2 protein-coding genes are annotated in these 2149 nt (G+C 67.4%); both read right to left on the minus strand.

The genetic code is table 11. The annotated features are described in order from the left end of the window. Positions 1-96: 96 nt before the first annotated feature. Entirely contained in the window at positions 97-1116 is a 1020-nt protein-coding gene (gene pstS, locus ACXJKH_RS19110; protein WP_457321737.1) for a phosphate ABC transporter substrate-binding protein PstS, read from the minus strand. A 123-nt stretch (positions 1117-1239) separates the two neighbouring features. Further along, positions 1240-2016, minus strand: coding sequence for a PA3715 family protein (locus ACXJKH_RS19115; protein WP_457321739.1), 777 nt, complete (start codon positions 2014-2016; stop codon positions 1240-1242). Positions 2017-2149: the final 133 nt, after the last annotated feature.

Raw genomic sequence — 2149 nt, forward strand, 5'->3', positions numbered from 1 at the left:
GGAGAGAGGTCCTGGGAGAGAGGTCCTGCCGCCGCCATTGCTCCGTTGTTGCCTCCAACGCGTACCGACCAATACTCGGTACCTGAGCGGGGAAACTCAGTACTTCAGGTTCTGCGACCAGTAGGTCTCGATCTGCTTGACCAGGGCGTCCGGCAGCGGCACGTAGTCCAGCTGCTTGGCCTGGGCATCGCCGTTCTTGTAGATCCAGCGGAAGAACTCCTGCGTGGCCTTGGCGTTGGCCACGTTCTTGGGCTGCTTGCGCACCAGGATGAAGTTGGTGGCGGTGATCGGCCACGCTTCGGCGCCCGGGGCGTTGGTCATGACCAGGTAGAAGTCCTTCGAACTGGCCCAGTCGGCGCTGGCGGCCGCCGCGGCAAACGAGGTGTCGCTCGGCAGCACGACCTTGCCCGAGGCGTTCTTCATCGCCGCGTAGGACATCTTGTTCTGCAGCGCGTAGGACAGTTCGACGTAGCCGATGCCGCCCTTGATCTGCTTCACGTAGGCGGCCACGCCTTCGTTGCCCTTGCCACCGATGCCGACCGGCCACTGCACCGAGGTGCCTTCACCGACCTTGCTCTTCCACTCCGGGTTGACCTTGGAGAGGTAGTTGACGAAGTTGAAGGTGGTGCCCGAACCGTCCGAGCGGTGCACGACGGTGATCTTGCCGTCGGACAGCTTGACGCCCGGGTTGAGCGCGGCGATGGCCGGGTCGTTCCAGGTCTTGATCTTGCCCAGGAAGATGTTGGCCAGGGTCGGGCCGTCCAGCTTCAGTGCGCCCGGGGCGACACCGGCCACGTTGATCACCGGCACCACGCCACCGATCACCGACGGGAACTGTGCCAGGCCTGCGGCGGCCAGTTCTTCCGGCTTCAGCGGGGCGTCGGAGGAACCGAAGTCAACCGTGGCCGCCTTGATCTGCGCGATGCCACCGCCGGAACCGATCGATTGGTAGTTGACCTTCTTGCCGGTGGCGACACTGTAGTCGGCCGACCACTTGGACATGACCGGGTAGATGAACGAGGCGCCCGCGCCGGTCACATCGGCGGCGTTGGCGGCGAACACGGACGACGCGGCGAGGACGGCAACGGCGGCGCGCGACTTGAAGGCGTGGATCACGGGGTGGCTCCTGGGATGGATGACGGTGCGGGGTGTCCCGCCCGGCGCTCATTCCATAACCATTCGATGACAGCCCAGCGACTGTCATATGACCGCCTCGTGACATGCTTCATGGGACGCCCGTCACAAGGGGCGCAGCGGCTCCGGAACCCCGTACTGGCGGCCGTCATAGCGCAGCACATGGCGCTCGCCCTCTACCGGCGTGGCCTGGTCGCGGCATTCCTCGCCGTCCATCCAGCTGCGCGTGGTGACCCGGCGTTCGCGCAGGACCAGGTCGGCCAGCCCGTGCTTGCCCTTCGGGCCAACGGCAACCGTGCGCGACACCTCGGTCGATTCACCGGCGCAGCGGGTGTCCCACTCGGCCTGGAAACGGCGCAGCACCATCGGTGGGCCGAGCGCGCGCAGCGTGCCTGCCTGCATTGCCAGCAGCTGCAACTGTTCTTCGCTGAAGGGGTTGGGGCCGGAGCCATTGCGCCGCTGCACGCGCAGGYCGAAGGCGAGCGTGCCCGGCGCAAGCTGATAGCGCGCGGTATCCAGCTGCATGCCGTCGAAGAAGATCGCATCGCTGTCCAGTGCACCGGGCAACACCTTCCACGCGCGTGGTGCGAGGGTGTCGCTGTCGATCACCAGGATGTCCACGTCGCCCTCGCGGGCGTCGTGGTCGCCGCCATCGCGCCAGACCGGCGTGGCCAGCAGGGTCAGTTCGGGGCGTGCCGGCCAGCGACGGCAGACGCTGCCAGCGGTGTCGCGGGTGTAGCCGGGGCGATCGGGCAGCACGTTGTCCGCCCGCACCACGTACGCCTCTTCCGCGGCCGCCTGGGCGTCGTGGCAGTCCTGCGCATGGGCGGGCAGGGCGGTGCCGCCGACGGCGGCCAGCAGCAGCGACAGGGCGATACGCATCGGGTTCCATCCATGGGAAAAGGGCGCCCAGCATACCCGCGCACCCTGAGGGGGTGACGCCACCCCATGGGTGGCTGCACGCCATGCAGGAAAGGTAGAGCCACCCCATGGGTGGCTGCACGCGGTGCCGGAC

This window comes from Stenotrophomonas sp. P5_B8 (genome assembly GCF_054049855.1).